The 17,323-nt window shown below is 42.0% G+C and carries 26 protein-coding genes and 1 tRNA gene; 3 read left to right on the top strand and 24 right to left on the bottom strand.

Annotated elements, in window-relative coordinates; genetic code table 11:
• Positions 1-133 precede the first annotated feature (133 nt).
• Both rimK and BIZ38_RS19380 read right to left on the bottom strand, forming a co-directional pair.
• Positions 134-1,039 (bottom strand): 30S ribosomal protein S6--L-glutamate ligase, encoded by a 906-nt coding sequence (gene rimK / locus BIZ38_RS19385; RefSeq protein WP_054554209.1) that lies wholly within the window; start codon positions 1,037-1,039, stop codon positions 134-136.
• 58 nt (positions 1,040-1,097) lie between these two features.
• The gene (locus BIZ38_RS19380; RefSeq protein WP_054554208.1) at positions 1,098-1,520 is read right to left on the bottom strand and encodes an ATP-dependent zinc protease; all 423 of its coding nucleotides are present in this window, start codon (positions 1,518-1,520) and stop codon (positions 1,098-1,100) included.
• A 148-nt stretch (positions 1,521-1,668) separates the two neighbouring features.
• Here BIZ38_RS19380 and zntB point away from each other — a divergent pair, with 148 nt between their 5' ends.
• A complete protein-coding gene (zntB, locus tag BIZ38_RS19375) occupies positions 1,669-2,640 on the top strand; it encodes a zinc transporter ZntB (RefSeq protein WP_054554207.1) in 972 nt (323 codons plus the stop codon).
• On the opposite strand, the gene BIZ38_RS19370 is transcribed toward zntB, so the two are convergent.
• Both BIZ38_RS19370 and BIZ38_RS19365 read right to left on the bottom strand, forming a co-directional pair.
• The gene (locus BIZ38_RS19370; RefSeq protein ID WP_054554206.1) at positions 2,635-2,856 is read right to left on the bottom strand and encodes a Rho-binding antiterminator; all 222 of its coding nucleotides are present in this window, start codon (positions 2,854-2,856) and stop codon (positions 2,635-2,637) included. The genes zntB and BIZ38_RS19370 overlap by 6 nt on opposite strands.
• Before the next feature lie 62 nt (positions 2,857-2,918).
• Positions 2,919-2,993 (bottom strand) — tRNA-Arg (locus BIZ38_RS19365).
• 219 nt (positions 2,994-3,212) lie between these two features.
• Between BIZ38_RS19365 and BIZ38_RS19360 the strand changes: the two genes are divergently transcribed.
• Positions 3,213-3,395 carry a hypothetical protein gene (locus tag BIZ38_RS19360; RefSeq protein WP_054554205.1) on the top strand — a complete coding sequence of 61 codons (183 nt, stop codon included), beginning with the start codon at positions 3,213-3,215 and terminating at the stop codon, positions 3,393-3,395.
• Here the strand turns inward: BIZ38_RS19360 and BIZ38_RS19355 are convergent.
• Genes BIZ38_RS19355 through BIZ38_RS19345 form a run of 3 tightly spaced genes read right to left on the bottom strand, consistent with a single transcriptional unit; the run spans position 3,392 to position 5,100 of the window.
• Positions 3,392-4,198, bottom strand: coding sequence for a phosphotransferase family protein (locus BIZ38_RS19355; RefSeq protein WP_054554204.1), 807 nt, complete (start codon positions 4,196-4,198; stop codon positions 3,392-3,394). The two genes, BIZ38_RS19360 and BIZ38_RS19355, sit on opposite strands and share 4 nt — an antisense overlap.
• Positions 4,199-4,822 (bottom strand): nicotinamide riboside transporter PnuC, encoded by a 624-nt coding sequence (pnuC, locus tag BIZ38_RS19350; RefSeq protein ID WP_187491039.1) that lies wholly within the window; start codon positions 4,820-4,822, stop codon positions 4,199-4,201.
• 20 nt (positions 4,823-4,842) lie between these two features.
• Entirely contained in the window at positions 4,843-5,100 is a 258-nt protein-coding gene (locus BIZ38_RS19345) for a YkoF family thiamine/hydroxymethylpyrimidine-binding protein (RefSeq protein WP_054563401.1), read from the bottom strand.
• A 115-nt stretch (positions 5,101-5,215) separates the two neighbouring features.
• Between BIZ38_RS19345 and BIZ38_RS19340 the strand changes: the two genes are divergently transcribed.
• Complete coding sequence (locus BIZ38_RS19340; protein ID WP_054554201.1) at positions 5,216-5,455, top strand: DUF2960 domain-containing protein; 240 nt, start codon at positions 5,216-5,218, stop codon at positions 5,453-5,455.
• 5 nt (positions 5,456-5,460) lie between these two features.
• Here the strand turns inward: BIZ38_RS19340 and alr are convergent, their stop codons facing one another.
• The 17 genes from alr to radC form a co-directional block, all read right to left on the bottom strand.
• Positions 5,461-6,540 (bottom strand): alanine racemase, encoded by a 1,080-nt coding sequence (gene alr, locus BIZ38_RS19335; protein ID WP_187491038.1) that lies wholly within the window; start codon positions 6,538-6,540, stop codon positions 5,461-5,463.
• On the bottom strand, positions 6,540-7,919 hold the full coding sequence (gene dnaB, locus BIZ38_RS19330; RefSeq protein ID WP_054554199.1) for a replicative DNA helicase: 1,380 nt from the start codon (positions 7,917-7,919) through the stop codon (positions 6,540-6,542). The genes alr and dnaB overlap by 1 nt, the downstream gene beginning before the upstream one ends.
• 292 nt (positions 7,920-8,211) lie before the next feature.
• Positions 8,212-9,153 carry a DUF4097 family beta strand repeat-containing protein gene (locus BIZ38_RS19325; protein ID WP_054554198.1) on the bottom strand — a complete coding sequence of 314 codons (942 nt, stop codon included), beginning with the start codon at positions 9,151-9,153 and terminating at the stop codon, positions 8,212-8,214.
• An 11-nt stretch (positions 9,154-9,164) separates the two neighbouring features.
• Positions 9,165-9,650: a hypothetical protein gene (locus tag BIZ38_RS19320; RefSeq protein ID WP_187491037.1), complete on the bottom strand. Its 486-nt coding sequence runs from the start codon at positions 9,648-9,650 to the stop codon at positions 9,165-9,167.
• The gene (locus BIZ38_RS19315; RefSeq protein ID WP_054554197.1) at positions 9,637-10,188 is read right to left on the bottom strand and encodes an RNA polymerase sigma factor; all 552 of its coding nucleotides are present in this window, start codon (positions 10,186-10,188) and stop codon (positions 9,637-9,639) included. Before BIZ38_RS19315 ends, BIZ38_RS19320 begins: the two co-directional genes overlap by 14 nt.
• A 142-nt stretch (positions 10,189-10,330) precedes the next feature.
• Positions 10,331-12,079, bottom strand: coding sequence for a PilX N-terminal domain-containing pilus assembly protein (locus BIZ38_RS19310; protein ID WP_235374043.1), 1,749 nt, complete (start codon positions 12,077-12,079; stop codon positions 10,331-10,333).
• The gene (locus BIZ38_RS19305) at positions 12,072-12,596 is read right to left on the bottom strand and encodes a prepilin-type N-terminal cleavage/methylation domain-containing protein (protein WP_187491036.1); all 525 of its coding nucleotides are present in this window, start codon (positions 12,594-12,596) and stop codon (positions 12,072-12,074) included. Before BIZ38_RS19305 ends, BIZ38_RS19310 begins: the two co-directional genes overlap by 8 nt.
• Entirely contained in the window at positions 12,593-12,994 is a 402-nt protein-coding gene (locus BIZ38_RS19300) for a prepilin-type N-terminal cleavage/methylation domain-containing protein (RefSeq protein ID WP_166339569.1), read from the bottom strand. Before BIZ38_RS19300 ends, BIZ38_RS19305 begins: the two co-directional genes overlap by 4 nt.
• A complete protein-coding gene (locus tag BIZ38_RS19295) occupies positions 12,991-13,443 on the bottom strand; it encodes a GspH/FimT family pseudopilin (protein WP_054554194.1) in 453 nt (150 codons plus the stop codon). The genes BIZ38_RS19300 and BIZ38_RS19295 overlap by 4 nt, the downstream gene beginning before the upstream one ends.
• 5 nt (positions 13,444-13,448) lie before the next feature.
• Positions 13,449-13,880, bottom strand: coding sequence for a type IV pilin protein (locus BIZ38_RS19290; protein ID WP_222938086.1), 432 nt, complete (start codon positions 13,878-13,880; stop codon positions 13,449-13,451).
• 303 nt (positions 13,881-14,183) lie between these two features.
• Complete coding sequence (gene rplI / locus BIZ38_RS19285) at positions 14,184-14,636, bottom strand: 50S ribosomal protein L9 (RefSeq protein WP_054554192.1); 453 nt, start codon at positions 14,634-14,636, stop codon at positions 14,184-14,186.
• Between the two features lie 35 nt (positions 14,637-14,671).
• Positions 14,672-14,899: a 30S ribosomal protein S18 gene (rpsR, locus tag BIZ38_RS19280; protein WP_002962753.1), complete on the bottom strand. Its 228-nt coding sequence runs from the start codon at positions 14,897-14,899 to the stop codon at positions 14,672-14,674.
• 12 nt (positions 14,900-14,911) lie between these two features.
• Complete coding sequence (priB, locus tag BIZ38_RS19275) at positions 14,912-15,214, bottom strand: primosomal replication protein N (protein WP_036973732.1); 303 nt, start codon at positions 15,212-15,214, stop codon at positions 14,912-14,914.
• Positions 15,215-15,281: 67 nt separating this feature from the next.
• A complete protein-coding gene (gene rpsF, locus BIZ38_RS19270) occupies positions 15,282-15,623 on the bottom strand; it encodes a 30S ribosomal protein S6 (protein ID WP_036973113.1) in 342 nt (113 codons plus the stop codon).
• Positions 15,624-15,850: 227 nt separating this feature from the next.
• Positions 15,851-16,006: a 50S ribosomal protein L33 gene (gene rpmG / locus BIZ38_RS19265; RefSeq protein WP_022946036.1), complete on the bottom strand. Its 156-nt coding sequence runs from the start codon at positions 16,004-16,006 to the stop codon at positions 15,851-15,853.
• A gap of 11 nt (positions 16,007-16,017) precedes the next feature.
• The gene (gene rpmB / locus BIZ38_RS19260; RefSeq protein ID WP_036973115.1) at positions 16,018-16,254 is read right to left on the bottom strand and encodes a 50S ribosomal protein L28; all 237 of its coding nucleotides are present in this window, start codon (positions 16,252-16,254) and stop codon (positions 16,018-16,020) included.
• A gap of 273 nt (positions 16,255-16,527) precedes the next feature.
• Positions 16,528-17,202: a RadC family protein gene (gene radC / locus BIZ38_RS19255; RefSeq protein WP_138601269.1), complete on the bottom strand. Its 675-nt coding sequence runs from the start codon at positions 17,200-17,202 to the stop codon at positions 16,528-16,530.
• Positions 17,203-17,323 lie beyond the last annotated feature (121 nt).

Genomic DNA, 17,323 nt, shown 5'->3' with positions numbered 1-17,323 from the left:
TTTATACTGCGTTATTGATTTTAACAATAGAACCACTATTACTTGCAATCAATGCCTTGCCTAAATCGCTTTTAATTCCAACTGAAACTCGCACCTTGAGGTGGTTTGGGTATACATAATTATGGGTAAAGGCTTAACCTTTACCACGCGTTGCAGTTCTTTTTGATGCCGCTGTTTTTTCAATAAACTCAACAATCATGCCTGCAATGTCTTTGCCGGTTGCAACTTCAATACCTTCAAGACCAGGTGATGAGTTAACCTCCATTACCAATGGACCACGTGCAGAGCGAAGTAAATCAACACCCGCTACGTTTAAACCCATCGCTTTAGCAGCTGCAACCGCTGTTCTTCTTTCTTCTGGAGTAATACGAACCAATGTCGCACTACCACCTCGGTGTAAATTAGAGCGGAATTCACCTTCTTGCGCTTGACGCTTCATCGCAGCAATTACTTTGTCGCCTAAAACGAAACAACGAATGTCTGCACCACCGGCTTCTTTGATGTACTCTTGCACCATAATATTGGCTTTTAAGCCCATAAACGCTTCAATTACACTTTCTGCAGCTTTACGTGTTTCAGCTAATACCACACCAATACCTTGGGTACCTTCAAGTAGCTTAATAACCACTGGTGTGCCACCCACCATGCTTAATAAATCTTTTACATCATCAGGTTTACTTGCAAAGCCTGTTACTGGCATACCCACACCTTTACGTGAAAGTAGCTGTAATGAACGTAACTTATCGCGCGAGCGAGTGATCGCCACTGATTCATTGACAGGGAATACCCCCATCATTTCAAACTGACGTAATACCGCACAGCCATAAAAGGTCACTGATGAACCAATACGCGGTACGATAGCGTCAAAATCTTTTAAATTTTCACCGCGGTAATGGATTTCAGGCTGCTCTGAATTGATGTTCATATAACAACGAAGTGCATCAATTACTTTCACTTCGTGACCACGTTGCTCTGCTGCTTCAATTAAGCGACGTGTTGAATATAAATTTTGGTTGCGAGATAAAATACCAAGTTTCATAGTTAAAAACCTTAACTGATAAACTCATACACGTAACAACGTGTGATAAGTCCTTTTCCTATAATAAATGAGATAAAGCCGGATCAACGACTATGCGATTTTCCATTGCTGTACGCCCTAACAACATTCTAAACTTCATTGTTGAACGGTTACTTAAAGTCACCCTTACAGGCCAGCTTTGGGTTCCTGCGACTAATTTTGTTTCAATAAAGTAGCGTAGCTCACGCTGACCGCTTGAACTGGTCACATACTTACGCTCAACTACTTTGGCGCGACACTCTACCGTTGTTTCTACATCGTCTTGTAGAGGATGGGTAGTAAATTTCACCCATGCTTCGCCATTTTCTGAAAATTCCTCAATGTCAAAAGCATGAATACATGAAGTTCTTGCTCCGGTATCAACTTTTGCTTTGATTTTTTCTATTCCCAGTTCAGGCAGGCCAAGCCATTCTCGCCAGCCAACAATAATTTTTGCGCTCATTAATGTGCCCTCTATAAAAAAGTGTCTTATACGCTACAGAGCTAGAAACACCAACGAAATATATTTATCCCCTCGATAAATCGATTTAATTGACGTAGGCTAAACTATAATCAACTATATCCCACTATTTGTAAAACGAGAGTTCAATATGATCAATGGGTTACTTCATGTCTTAATCTTAGACGAACAAGGCGGCGCACGTGCTATTGAAAATAGTACTGAGCTGCAAAATTGGCAACCCGAACACGGAAAACTTTGGGTGCACATGGACTACAGTCAAGCTGAAGCCGTTGAATGGCTTGAGCAAAGTAATTTATTAACTGATTACGAACTTGAGTCGCTGATTGCCGATGAAACACGCCCGCGTTTAAGTAAAGTCACTAATGGTAATATGCTGTTTTTACGTGGAGTTAACTTAAACCCAGCGCAAAGTCCAGAAGACATGGTCTCGCTACGCTTGTTTATTAACGAAAACATTGTGGTCACAACACGTAAGCGCCGTTTATTATCGGTGCAAGATATTGTTGAATCGTTCGATGGCAGCAATGGTCCTTGCACAATTTCTGAGTTAGTGTGCCAATTAGCGCAAAACCTAACCTCGCGTATGCAAGCTGTTATCGACAATTTAGATGACACACTCGATGGATTTGAAGATGAAATTGATGAACCAAACAAAGGCTTTGATCATCAATCATTAGCACAAATTCGCCGCCAGACAATCGCGTTAAAACGTTATCTACGGCCACAAAAAGAAGCACTTATTACTTTGTTAAACAACAAGTATAAGTGGTTAGATGAAGACGATAAGGCACGCTTAAACGAAACAACTAATATGTTGATCCGTTATTTAGAAGAGCTAGATAGCTCAATTGAACGCGCGCAAATTATTCAACAAGCAATTACTAGCCAAGTATCTGAGCAACTAAATCAGCGCATGTATGTGATGTCGGTGGTTGCTGCACTGTTTTTACCACTTGGCTTCTTAACAGGCTTATTAGGTGTAAACGTAGGCGGTATTCCGGGCACTGAAAGCCCTTACGCATTTAGCTTGTTTATTATTTTCTTGGTGGTGCTAACCGTTGGGATTGGCATTTACTTTAAAAATAAAAAATGGCTATAGCTCGACAACCTTTTTAATTAAATCAAGGCGGACGGCATGTTCGCCTTTTTTTGTTGCCAAAATCAGGTGCTCGCCATCGGAGTTGAGTATTTTGAGGGTCTCAGCTTTTCCTTCTAACTGCTCACCAGATTCTAAGGTAATGCGTAATAAAGAGTTATGCATGCACCATAATTCATATTTATCGTAGTCGCCACAGGCGATAGGTTGATAAGTCATTAGCTTTTTGGAATTATTTGAGGAATTAATCGAGCTTAGAAGATATTAAAGTGAAGAGCAAATGGCGCTCTCGGCAGGGATCGAACCTGCAACTTAGCCTCCGGAGGGCCACGTGATATCCATTTCACCACGAGAGCACATTTGTCGTTATCAATACTGACTCGCGATATCAGCATGACAACCCGGCAATGATAATGGCATCTTGCGCTAAATGCTAGCATCAAGGCCTTTATATGCACACAAATTCAGCAATTTGCATTAAAACACTTCACTTTCGTGCAGAACCAAGGTATTAACGTATACTTAATAAAATTAATAACAAGGTGGCAGTATTGCCATGTAAGGGGAATTTGATCATGAGTTTAATGTCTACAGAGCAAGTCGCGGAATTTTTGGGTGTAAAAGTTGAACGCGTAAAGCGCCTTGCTCGCGAACATTTACTGATCTCGAAATCACAAGATGACAAAGGGGAGCCTTTGTTTGAACAAGAAGATGTAAAAAAATATAAAGAACTTGCTGAGCGAATTGGCGGTCTTTAATTTTTAGCTTTTTCTATGAAGTGGTTAAGCTGTGTTAGCAGTGGCGCCACTTTATCCATCGCACCACGTTGTTCATACCAACAAATACATAAAAGTAAAAACAGCGCATGAAATGCCGCGAGCTTTTCAACTGATAAGTAAAACTCGTGATGTTCGCACACTAACGCTTGGTAATGTTTAAGTAACGCCAGTTGCTGCTCATCATTTAACGCAAAGCTCACCACCAGCGCAGCTAAGTCAAAGTAAACATCGTTGCTTTTGGCATATTCAAAGTCGATTAAAAACATACCCGTCTCATTCACAATGATATTTTCTTTCACTAAATCATTATGACAAAAGCCCATGTCTTTAGGTGCACTATCAATATAAGCCAGTGACTGCTTAATTAGCTCTGTGTGTTGCTGGTATCGCGCTGTTTGCTGGTAGTAGTTAATTTCATAAGCAATATTCATCGGCTCAGTTAGCACAGGGTAACGGTGTAAATTAACTAAGTCGGGCAATAAGCTACTACAAAATTCACCGCTGGCAATACTACCTGCCACGTATTCGAAAATAGCCGTGTCGGTTGCTTGTTCTAACCAAAGTGGGGCTGGGCAGCAGCTTTGCTTTGCAAAATGCGCTTGCGCTGCAAGACCAATCGCCGGCCAGTGGTCGCGATAGTGCTTAACCAAAAAATCTTGGCTTGCTGTTTTTACTAGGTAGTTATCATTGCTTAACCCCTCAACCAGTGGACTGATTGAGGTGATAACTAAACGTGAGTTGAAGCGCGTAAAAAGCGCGTGAATTTGTTGCTCAGTTTTCATCTATAGCTGTGCAAGCGGCTTAGCCTGATGCTGCTCGTATTCTTCATACCAAGTTTTAAAGCCCCATGCGGCCATAATGGTGTAAAACACGAAAAGTACTAAGGTTGGGTAATACCCTTTTTCAAAGTACAGATACATAGATGCTGCATCAATTACAATCCAGTACAACCAGTTTTCCAGCACCTTCTTGGCAACAAGGTAGGTTGTCACCACCGCAAAACAGGTGGTAAAGCTGTCTAGATAAGCAAAATCAGCGTGAGTGTAATTGGTCATCACAAAACCAATGGCAACTGAGGCCAGTGAGGTGGCAAGCAAAATCACCGCATGGCGCTTTAATGACCATGAAATAATGGGCAGATGATCTTTATTATTCATGCCCCTGCGCCAAACCACCCAACCATATACCGCCATATACATGTAGTAAAAATTAAGTAGCGACTCCATCAACAGTGCGCCATTCCAGTACATTACGGTATAAATAAAGGTGCTCACAAACGCGGCTGGCCAACACCATAAGCTTTCTTTAATCGCTAACAGTAAATACGCCACCGATAAAGCAACGGCAATATATTCCCAATGCGACATGGCAGTAAAGCCTGAGAAGGTTTCGTTTAAAAATTCCATAACACGCGCTACTGTAGGCTTTAGTCTTCGCTAGGCGACAAGTCACCATGTAAGAATTTACAGACGAAAATAGCTTTACCAAACTCTTCATAAGAACGTTTGATTTCAGTATTAAGTACAGACATCACTAAATCATAGTCACCAAAAATCTGAGTAGATAGGGTGTTGGTGATCACTTTAAGCCCTTCATAACTGTTTACACGGTCAATAAAACCTTTGATAAACGGAATGTAGTCTTGATGTAGTGGGTACTTACTGATCTCTACTGAAAGTTTCATTATGAGTTACCGAGTCTTTAAAAAGTATTGCATTGTAACCCGCTTGTACTAACAAGTCATGGCTATGGTTATTTTTTAGTGTAAAATCAGCCCCGATAAACATTGAGGATTCATTATGGCACGCCGCATCACTTACAAATTTAAAAACCAGCCTCGCGAAATCAATTTTGCAAAAGATAAATACCGCGATATGTACCATGCGATCGCAGCGGCTGAAGGCATTGATTTAACTAATTACTTAAAGATGGAACAACAAGTCGAAATGACTTCAAAAGGCTCTGCGGCGGTACGTAACTTTCGTGACCAAGAATTCGCACGAATGGGTTTCAGTGACGTGTATTTTATTAAAGAGTAACAAAGTTACTCTTGATACTCGTAGCTGACTCGTGGGGTGATATTACAGAGTAATTCGTAAGGAATAGTTGTTGCGCACTGGGCAATCTCTTCAATGGGAAGCTCTGGCCCCCACATGATCACCTCATCACCCACTTTTATGTTGTCGCGGTTATCACCAATATCCACCGTGATCATGTCCATCGCCACACTGCCAACAATACCATAGCGTTGTGATTTGATAACCACAGGTGTGCCCTGCTCGGCATGGCGTGGATAACCATCCCCATAGCCCATCGCAACCACCGCAAGCTTAGTCGGTTTATCGCTATGCCAGCGTCCGCCATAGCCAACACACTGATCGGCATCAACATCGCGTATCGCGATAACTCGCGTTGTTAAACGCATAACAGGCTCTAATCCGTGCTGTTGCCCTACACCATTAAGCATCGGTGATACGCCATAAAGCATCAAGCCAGGGCGTATCCACTCACCATGGCCTTTTGGCCAAGCAATAATGCCAGCAGAATTTGCAAGGCAATGCTGTTCGTTTTTGCCATCTGCCAATGAATTAAATAAGGCAATTTGCTGAGCGGTTTTTTCATCATTGATGTCATCGGCGCACGAGAAATGCGTCATTAACTTAATGTCATCACGGGCATTTGGGCTTGCTTTTAAGCGACTGTAGAAAGACTCAAATTGCGATGGTGCAATACCCAGTCGATGCATCCCAGTATTCACCTTTAACCAGCATGCAATTGGTGCATCAAGGCTTGTTTCTTCAAGCGTTGCGAGCTGATTTTCATCATGAATAATGGTTTGAAAGTTATTGGCAAGCAAGATAGGTAAATCATCTTTATGAAAAAAACCTTCAAGCAATACAATCGGTTTTGTCAGTCCACCTGCACGTAGCGCTAACGCTTCGTCTATTCGCGCAACCGCAAAAGCATCCGCATCATTAAGGTATTGGGCAATTTTTACTAAGCCATGGCCATAGGCGTTGGCTTTAAGCACTGCCATTACTTTGCAACCAGGCGCAAAGCGCTTCACTTGTGCTAAATTATGAGCAAGTGCTTTTAGGTTGATTTCGGCAATGGCTAAGCGCATTAGTATTCGTCGTCCATGGCTGGACCCGCGTAGTTATCAAAACGCGAGAATTGACCTTGGAAGGTTAAACGTACTTTACCGATTGGACCGTTACGTTGCTTACCTATGATGATTTCGGCCACGCCTTTTTCTGCACTGTCTTCGTTATATACTTCATCACGGTAAATAAACATGATTAAGTCGGCATCCTGCTCGATTGAGCCTGATTCACGTAAGTCGGAGTTGATTGGGCGTTTATCGGCACGTTGCTCTAGGGTACGGTTAAGCTGCGATAGTGCAATAACCGGACACTGCAGTTCTTTTGCCAGTGCTTTTAATGAACGAGAGATTTCAGCGATCTCTAAAGTACGGTTATCCGACAAACTTGGCACACGCATTAGCTGCAAGTAATCGACCATGATCATACTAATACCGCCATGGTCGCGGGCAATACGACGTGCACGCGAACGCACATCTGTTGGTGTTAGGCCTGATGCATCATCGACATACATTTTACCTTTTTCCATCAACAAGCCCATGGTTGACGACAGACGCGCCCAATCGTCATCATCTAGCTGACCGGTACGCACCTTAGTTTGGTTAATACGACCTAGCGATGCCAGCATCCTCATCATGATTTGCTCTGAAGGCATCTCTAATGAGTAAATAAGTACAGGCTTGTCTTGCGTCATGGCGGCGTGTTCGGCTAAGTTCATCGCAAAGGTTGTTTTACCCATCGATGGACGTGCCGCCACAATAATAAGGTCAGAAGGCTGCATACCCGCCGTCATTTTATCCAGATCGGTATAGCCGGTACTTACACCTGTCACACCATCTTGTGGCGACTGATAAAGCTCTTCAATCTTATCAACGGTTTTTTCTAAGATACTGTGTAAGTTTTGTGGGCCTTCAGTGCTTTTACTACGCTGCTCAGCAATTTTGAATACTTTACTTTCAGCAAAATCGAGCAGGTCATGACTAGTACGCCCCTCGGGGCTAAAGCCAGCTTCTGCAATTTCGTTTGCAACACCAATCATTTCACGAATAACAGCACGCTCTCGTACGATATTCGCGTAAGCATCAATGTTCGCCGCACTTGGCGTGTTCTTGGCAATTTCAGCAAGGTAGGCAAAACCACCAACACTACTTAACTGATTGTTTTTCTCTAAGCTCTCAGAAATAGTGATCAAATCGATTGGATCACCCCCTTCAGCAAGATTCACCATTGCTTCAAAAATGAGCTTATGGGTGCGGGTATAAAAATCCTGTGCAACCACTAACTCAGCAACACGGTCAAACGCTTGATTATCAAGCATTAAACCACCTAAAACAGATTGCTCAGCTTCTATTGAATGGGGAGGGACTTTTAACGTATCGACTTGCTTATCTGGTTTGGCCATAACATCACAAAACTAAAATTGAATGGCTCTATTCTATCTACTTGCTAAGGCTGTGCAAATAGTTAATACCAATCGACTTAAATATTTGGTCATTCTAGCGTGCTAAATAAAGCGCTAACTGCGTTAGAAACGTCTAAAGTAGAGTAACTACATGTCAAAATTTCTGCCTTGTTATCACTTCATTTATCTGTCGCTATTTAAGACCAACAACTTAACACGATTGGTATAAGCGGGAAGTCTTCCCGCTTTATTGTAATTGAGTGAAATATTGTAATTAAGTGAACTGCAATCGTTATTTCTGTTTACGAAGTTCAATGCGTCCGCTAATGGTATCCATTTCTATATCAGCATCCCCACCGTTAATACTAAATTCTAAGTCGCTAGATGGGCCGTATTTCGCCTTCGTTGCTCTGTCATCACTAAGCTCATTAACGATTTTACCGTTAGCGTGAGCTTCAATTTCAAACGTTGCCGATACATCTGCAGGGAAGTAAAACTCGGCATCACCACTGACTGATTCAAAACGAATATTGGCATCTGCTAGCAGCTTATTGATGTGTACTTCTGCTTCACCATTTACAGTATTGATGCGCAATTTTTTAATTGCATCAAAAGCAAAGTCGATATCACCGTTTACGTTTTCAAGACGCACATCTTGTGCTTTGGTTTTTGACTTAATGTCGCCATTCACCGCGGTAAAGCGTAAGGCACCTTGTGAGTTTTTATCGTTAATTTCACCATTAACGGTTTCAAAGCGAATATCACCGTTTAAGTCGTGGGCATTTACATCGCCATTGACCGTTTCAAAGCTCATGTTGCCGCGAATATCTTGCACTGTGATATCACCGTTGACGGTATCAATCTCTGCGCCCGCTTCAAGCTCTTTAGCACTAACTGTGACATTCACCCCAGCAAATTCAAGCTCACTGCTTTTTGGCATGTAAATGGTTAAACGAGAACCGTCACCACTATTCCAGCCACCTAAGTTACGCGGCATTTTTACGATAAATTCAACACGGCTGCCTTCAACCTCTAAACGATAGCCTTGTGCTTTATCGTCAAGCTCACCTTCGATTTTAAGTTGTGGTTTATCCCACCCTTCAATGCGTACATCACCACGTTGGTTTTCAATAAAAATGCGTTTATTTGCAGGTACATCAATTTGTTCATTAATGGTTTGTCCTGCCATTGCCATCAGTGGCAGTAATCCTAAAGTTAAGGCTAGTAATTTCATAATTGTCACTCCTAAATCGTTTGCCACTTCGGTGCATGCACCTTGTTAATTAAGTCCAGTTGTTGCTGATAAACCTGCGACAGCATTTGTAATAAAGCTGGGTTTTCAGGTTCATTCTCAAGTGCTTGCTTTATGGCACTTTCGGCTTCTTCTAACTCTTTTAGTTGTTGCTGCCAGTTATCGGTTAACGCAGGTTGATTTTGATACTGCACCAACAAGCCTTGCTTTTGCTTAGTAAAATAATCGCTCATTGCCATCATGCTATTTGGCTCACCTTGGCCAACAAAAAGCTGTACGGTCAATAGTGCGGCAATACAACAAGCGGCAACTGCAGCGAGTTTATTCCAGCCATGGTTTGGCTTCTCAGTTTGCTCTGGTTGCCCTGTTGCAATTGCTCGCTCAACACCGGGCCAGAGATCTTTGTCTGGGCTAATATCTTGCTGCTGGTTAAGCGAGTCATTTAAAAATTGTTCAAATTCTGGCTTACTCATTTTCATACCACTCTTTTAATAACTGCCTTGCACGGTGAAATTGCGATTTACTTGAACCGACCGCCATATCAAGCATGCTTGCTATCTCTTCATGGCGATAACCTTCAATTGCATGGAGTACAAACACCATACGTGCTCGCTCAGGTAGTCTCAGTACTAATTTGTCGAGGCCGTTAAAGCCGTCGCAATCTGCTGCGCTTTGCTCATCCATACCGCTTTGTTCAAAACTCACTACTTTTTGAAACCAGCTTTTATGTTTGCGAATGTAGCTAATCGCAATATTGCTGGTAACACTGTGTAACCAAGTCGAAAATTGTGAGCGTCCATCAAAGTTCGCGATTTTGTGCCACAACTGTACAAACACTTCTTGTGTTGCATCTTCGGCGTGCTCTTTGTCTGCAAGCAATCGCAAACATAGGCTATAAACCCGCTTCACATGCAACTCATAAAGTGTTGCATAGGCTGCTTGATCACCGCTTTTTACGCGCTCTATCAAGGCATGCTCACTTTGCTGGGCGAACGCTTGTTCTGCATCTATCAACATCCTGGATGTTGTCCTTTATGATTATTGTTGTGAATTTAGTGTATTAGACGTAAGGAGGGATTCAAAAGGTTTAAATGAAATTAAATTTTTTTGTGTAAGCTACAAATAATTGAGCTTACACAATTTTATTTGGGGATTTGCGTTATTCGGCAGGTGATGCTTCGCTTTCTTCTTCAGTTGTTTCTGCGGTTTTGTAGCTCCAACCTAAAAATACGATACGTGCCGAAGAAGCAGGCGTGCCGCCATTTTGTACTTGTAATAAACCCGCATCATAGTGAGCACCACTGCCCCCTGTTGCGGTAATTGTAGAGCCACGTACACTACCAAATAGCTCACCACTTCCCGATAGCTTCACCGTTGTCAAAGGGGCATAAATAGCCGCATATAAATTCGCAGCACCGCTAAATTGCACGCCATTTACACCATTAAATGATGAGTAGAATGATAACGACGGATGACCACTAGTAGTTAATCCTTCTTGCTCAGTAATAACTTTTGCGCCTGCGCCAATATTGACTTTTCCGGTTAATAACACAGTTAAACTACTGTCTTTTTTAATAGTCAGTGTTGTGCTCCCCGCCATCGAAAAGTCACCATCAATCAGTAAAATAACATCACCACCAGAAACTTCCATTTTGCCGTCACTGGTCATTTTGAGTCTATCAACTGCAAAAATATACTCTTTGCTATTGCTACCATTAGCTTGGTTTTGCGCTTTAGAATTAAACAAGAAAACATCAGCAAGGCTTGGCATAATAACTTGGCTACCACCGCTACTAAAATAGCCCTTTTCAGTATTAAGCTTAAATTGTTGCGTAGGACCTACAGAAATAGAGCTGTAACTGCTTACTTGATCTGTTATGCCTGTCATTTTCTCTGGCAAAATTAACGGGTCGCAACTGGTATCTGGGTTTGTAGGGTCATAATCAGGTGCAGCTGGATCGGCTACAGTTACCGGTTCAACATTCGGGTTCACGTTAAATTTACGATCACTATAATGCACACCATCTTGCTGGTTATTGCTGGTATCTTTAAAATCGCCTGAACCGCCATACATAATATCCAACGCTTCGCCTTGGCTATTCGTGATGAATGTTGACCACTGCATTTTTGCATCACCATTGGCTCGCACAACCCCCGAAACAGTCCCGCCACGATGGGTATAATAACCACGGGTATAGACATTACCGTCTACACGTAAACCACTGCCAGGAGAGATATAAACACCGGAGTTCGAATGGATATTACCAATAATTGGTGATGAGCCATTTAAGTAAATAACTCCGGTCGCTTTTACATCGCCCTTTATCGGTGAATGACCCGATAGCACTACATCTGAATCGCCAGCAATGGTTGAAACATCACCATCATTCGACTTTGTTTCTTCGTAGGTGCCTTTACTCGAATCATAGCTGTCGATACTACCACTGCCCGATAAATCGACTCCCTTACAGCCCACCATCGCATTAGTGAAAACAGAACTACCTTTCGCGCCTTGTACTGCAAAACGGGCGACTAAGTTACTTTGCGCGTCACCATCAAATCGTTGCCCCAAGCTTGCAATTTCAAGCTCACCAGCAGCGTTTTGACTTAAACTGGCATTAAAAATGGCATCATCAGCAATAACACCAGAGCCCGATGCGTTACTGGTTTTACTGATCAAATCTTCAACCGCTAATACACCTTCATCATTCAAGGTTTGTTGCAGTAACTTAGCTTGTTCAAACACACCTTTTTCAGCCATTAAGCGGCTGTTTAATTTCTTTTGAAAGTTGCCACTTAAACGTTCTTGAACAACGTTTTCACGTAGCGAACTAAGCACCACTATGCTAGCCATACTGGTCAAGATCAACACTGTAATTAGGGTAAAACCATTTTGCTTGTTATACACTGCCAGCTCCGTATGCTTTGACTAATATTGCATTAGTTAAGGCAATATCAATGTTAATACCATTACCGAACTGAGCTGGTAAATCATTTGGCTTTACAGTGACTGTGACAAGCTCACCGGCGATATCAAATGACAAAGCTTCGATTCCTGTCAGTAATCGCTCTGAGGCAGCACCATCGAGTGAACACATTAAGTTGCTACCATTTAAGCTATATACTTCAACTACCTGCGCAGTTGTCGCAGAGCCATCACAAGCAATCACACCGCTAGGTTGAGTAATGATAATAGTGCTTTTATCTGCACTGATGGAGGGTGTTAGTTGTGTCTGCTTTATGCTGCGGTTGAATACTTTACTGGTATAGCGAATCACTTCTTGAGCGTTTTCCAGCTCTTTAGTCACCTCAATGGTGCTTTTAATCGCCGAGTAAGACAAGCTCACGCCCGCTAATAAAAAAGCGCCAGCTGCCAATGCCACCATCAGTTCAACTAAGGTAAAACCCTGAACGCGTTTGTTCATGAGCACACCGCCGTTAAATCAGGAAAACTGGCATTTAGACTAATTTGATTTTCTGCATTGTCTGTCATGCGTTTATCAACCCAAGCTACATTAATTTGCATGTCATCACTGTAAGTAGCTGGGATCGTCAGCTGATAATCACTCACTTGTGGCGCGAGCGAAGCTCTAAATGTCGCGTCTTGAAAAAGTGCGGTATTAGTTTTTTGAATTTCACAAATGCGTGGCCACAAACGCTCAATGGTGTTTTGCCCTTGAATAAGTGACACAGTGTAATCAAAACTATTGGTTGCATATTGCAGCGATTTTAGCTGCGCTGCCGCCAAGCCTAATAATGCGATGCCAGCGATCACCACTGAAATCATCACTTCTAATAATGAAAAGCCTGCCTGCTTATTCATGCACATCCTCGCTGTGAATTTTCTACTAACCAGTTTTGGCCACTTTTAAGCACACACATCACGTAATCAGTGGTATTTGTGTGCTCATCTTTCACTAAAATTTCAGCTTGTTTATCAACTTCGCCACTGGCACTAATGGCCAATGCGACTAAATTGACGGCAACGCCGCTTTTTGTGACCGAAAATTCTTTTAAAACCGTGTCTACGCCGCCCTCGTTGAGGGTCACTTGCCAACTATTATTACTAACAACTAGGTTAATAGGTTTGTCGCGTTTGACCGCTTCACTGCGTGCAAATTTATAAGCACTATTTAATTGATTTGCAGTAGTTACGACGCGATCTTGCAAAATTTGCTGACTAAAAGACGGGAAAGCAAGGGCTGCCATAATGCCAATAACACTCAGCACAACCATTAACTCAATTAAGGTAAACCCTGCAATTCGACGCAATTGTGTTACTCCCAGCAATCACTAAATGAAGCGCTATAACTACCATCATGTTTAACGGTTAAGTCACCACAGCGATCACTCGCTTGCGCCGAACCCGATTTAGGAGCGGCTTTTAAACTGTAGCCACGATTTTTAAAATCGCTTACAGCACCTGATACTTTATCTGTTGCTGTGTAAGTAAGGGTGTAATAGTCAGTATTTTGAGTTGCAAATGCATTGGGGTAGCCGCCATTTCGTGAATAAATTCGTTCAAGACTGGCGCTGTATTGCAGTAACTCTTGTTGAATATCAGCACGGCGACTACGTTGCATGTGCTCAGTGTAAGCAGGCAGTGCTACGCTATACAGAATCCCTAAAATAGCGATCACGATAAGAATTTCTACTAATGTAAATCCTGTTTGTTTACCTATTCCATGTGGTACTAATGCACTTTTCAACCTCAACCCCTTAATACTTTTTAACCAGCACAATATAAATGACAGCGTTGTCAGTGTCAATTTTAACCAATTTACTTTTACTCATTCGATTATACTAATAAGAAAAATAAAATTAAGAAAAAAGAACGTATGTTTGTGAAATAGGTAAGATTATAGGATTAGCATTTGTATGTTTAAAATATAGAAACCAATACTATTGGATGACAACTGAAGAAGCAATAGCGGTACAAAATGCTACAATTTATAAATTTCAGGCACAAAAAAGCCGCACCTAAGTGCGGCTTTTTTTACTTAATATTGCTATTAAGCTTCAGCGATAACGATTACTTTGATAGTAGCCGATACGTCTGAGTGTACTGCGATTGCTACGTCAAATTCGCCAGTCTCACGGATAGTACCTAGAGGTAAACGAACTTCTGATTTAGCAACTTCAACGCCAACAGCTGAAATAGCTTCAGCGATGTCGCGAGTACCGATAGAACCGAATAACTTGCCTTCGTCACCAGCTTTAGAAACTAGTGTAACTTCAGCTAATGCTTCTAACTTGTCAGCGCGAGCTTGAGCAGCAGCTAGATCTTCAGCGATCTTAGCTTCTAAATCAGCACGACGTGCTTCGAAAGTTTCGATGTTAGCTTTAGTTGCAGGAACTGCCTTACCTTGTGGGAAAAGGAAGTTACGTGCGAAGCCAGATTTAACTACAACCTGGTCACCTAGGCCACCTAGGTTTGCGATCTTGTCTAGTAGAATAACTTGCATGTCTCTACACCTTTTAAAAACTGTTAATCCGCTGCTTACTTATGTAAGTCAGTGTATGGAAGAAGGGCTAAGTAGCGAGCACGCTTGATAGCAGTTGCTAGCTGACGCTGATATTTAGCGCTAGTACCTGTGATACGGCTAGGTACGATTTTGCCACTTTCTGTAACATAGTTTCTAAGAGTAGCTAGATCTTTATAATCGATTTGTTGTACGCCTTCCGCTTTGAAGCGGCAGAACTTACGACGTCTGAAATAACGTGCCATGAGTAAAATTCCTCAAAAAATTCTTTCTATATGTTGAGCATGCAAGACCAATTGGCTTAAGCCGTTTCGGCCCTCGTGACGGTTTAAAAACCCCGTCACTTGCACTTGTTGCCCAACGTGCAATTGTTGAGTTTGTTGTTGCATTGGCGTGCCGCTGGCAACAACTTGAAGCCTGACATAACTATTACGGTTAAGGTCTGCTTCAACTTGCATCGATTTATGTTCAAGAACAAAAATACAATGCGGTATACCAGCAGGGCTTTGACTATATTTAGGTGTTTTACAAACAACCCCAGATAGTGTCAGCTGATTCATATAAGGATTAAGCGGTTGGCTCATCTTTTTGTCTCAACTGCAAGCGCCATGCTTGAACTCAAAACGATTAAGCAGCTGGTGCTTCTTTCTTCTCTTCTTTCGCAAGAGGAGATGCTTCAGTTACAGCGTCTTTAGTACGCATAACTAAGTTACGAAGCACTGCATCGTTGTAGCGGAAAGTAGTTTCTAGCTCGCTGATTACTTCAGTAGGTGCTTCAACGTTCATAAGAACATAATGAGCTTTGTGAAGCTTGTCGATTGGGTAAGCCAATTGACGACGGCCCCAGTCTTCAAGACGGTGGATAGTACCACCAGCTTCAGTGATAGAACCAGTATAACGTTCGATCATACCAGGTACTTGCTCACTCTGATCAGGGTGAACCATGAATACGATTTCGTAATGACGCATGGATATTCCTTACGGTTAATAGAGCCTTCTACCGTTTCGGCCAGTCGGTTTAAGGCAAGGAATTAAATTTAATAAGCCGAAATGAGCGCGCATTTTACGCTTAGAATGATAATTAAGCAAGATAAAACAGCAAGCCAAGCTAGATTATTGTGCTCTAATAATAATTTCTAAGCGCTAAAAACAAAAAACCCAGCCGAGGCTGGGTTTTTGAATTCTGAAAACTAAAATTACTTGATTTTAGCTTCTTTGAAAATCACGTGTTTACGAGCTTTAGGATCGTATTTTTTGATTTCCATTTTTTCAGGCATGTTACGCTTGTTCTTGTCGGTAGTGTAGAAAAAACCAGTACCAGCAGTTGAAACTAAACGGATCTTATCGCGCATGATTCAGTTCCTTAAACTTTTTCGCCACGAGCACGGATTTCTGTAAGAACCGCGTCGATGCCTTTTTTATCGATAATACGCATACCTTTAGTAGTAGTGCGTAGTGTTACAAAACGTTTTTCACTTTCAACCCAAAAACGGTGAGTTTGTAGGTTAGGTAGGAAACGACGTTTAGTCGCGTTTCTCGCGTGTGAACGGTGATTACCAACCGCTGGACGCTTACCTGTAACTTGACATACTTTAGACATGTCTATATATCTCCAATAACTTCGCTCGAGCTTAATTTTCCCTTAGGCCAGTATTTGTGCCCCGGGATAAATCGAAGGGCGCTCTTTATACAGCTTATACAGGCAAAGATCAAGTAACAGATCTTATCCAATCAGCTCATGTGTAAATTTGATAGCGGCTAATTATAAAGATCGAATGCCCTTAGGGAAAGTAAAAACTGCATTTAAATTAAACTAATTTCTAAAATCGCCCTAAACTGCTCATTTTTAACACACTCTCTAATACAGTTGGCTCTATATAAGCCCTCTTTCGGCAAACGAAACACAATTTTCACCACCCACTATGATGTGATCCAGCACATTTATATCGACTAAGGCTAAAGCTTGCTGCAATTTAGTGGTGATCAATTTATCGGCCTGACTAGGCTCAGCCACCCCACTTGGGTGGTTATGAGCAAGTATTAATGCCGCCGCATTATTACGCAGCGCTGCTTTAACCACTTCACGGGGGTACACAGACGCGGCATTAATAGTGCCGTAAAAAAGTACTTCGTCTTTAATCAACTGGTTTTGACTATCTAAGTACAGCACCATAAATACTTCCTGCTGTAAGCCACGTAACTGAATAGTTAAATAGTCATACACGGCTTGTGGCGAAGTAAATAACGCCTCGCGCTTACATTGCTCAAGCATATAGCGCCGGCTTAATTCAAGCACTGCTTGAAGCTGCACATACTTAGCAGCCCCTAAACCCTTTTGAGCGCAAAACTCTTGTTCAGATGCATTAAATAAGTCATGCAGCGTACTATTAATATCGAGCAGATGCTCAGCCAGTTCAATGGCATTCATGCCCGGCACACCGGTTCGTAAGAATATTGCTAATAACTCTGCATCTGAGAGTGCTTTGGCACCTTGGGCAAGTAACTTCTCCCGCGGCCTTGCTGATAAAGGTAAATCGGTTAATGGCATTGCTTCATCCTTAAAACAACTATTCCATATATTAAACTGTACTATAAAATTTAGTTTTTTCCTGTCTGTAGAAAAGAAAACTTCATGCTATCGGTAAAGATTTGCTATCGTTAGCCCATAT

Source organism: Pseudoalteromonas sp. BZK2, from assembly GCF_014349195.1.
GTDB classification, from domain to species: Bacteria; Pseudomonadota; Gammaproteobacteria; order Enterobacterales; family Alteromonadaceae; genus Pseudoalteromonas; species Pseudoalteromonas simplex.
Note: the sequence above shows the minus strand (reverse complement) of the source record. Positions and strands in the feature narration are given on the sequence as shown.